Origin of the sequence: Candidatus Pantoea communis (genome assembly GCF_011752685.1) — a bacterium.
Lineage (GTDB): Bacteria > Pseudomonadota > Gammaproteobacteria > Enterobacterales > Enterobacteriaceae > Pantoea > Pantoea communis.
In genome coordinates this window covers 1-214 of the sequence record NZ_VWXC01000087.1, presented here as the reverse complement: position 1 = coordinate 214, position 214 = coordinate 1, and the positions used below count along the sequence as shown (strand labels likewise).

1 rRNA gene is annotated in these 214 nt (G+C 54.7%); it reads left to right on the top strand.

The window, feature by feature from the left end:
• Window positions 1–214: ribosomal RNA gene (locus tag F3J37_RS28680) — 23S ribosomal RNA — on the top strand; the annotation flags it as partial.

Below are 214 nucleotides of genomic sequence, written 5' to 3'. Positions count from 1 at the left end.
GCGTAATAGCTCACTGGTCGAGTCGGCCTGCGCGGAAGATGTAACGGGGCTAAACCATGCACCGAAGCTGCGGCAGCGACACTATGTGTTGTTGGGTAGGGGAGCGTTCTGTAAGCCGTTGAAGGTGAACTGTGAGGTTTGCTGGAGGTATCAGAAGTGCGAATGCTGACATAAGTAACGATAAAGCGGGTGAAAAGCCCGCTCGCCGGAAGAC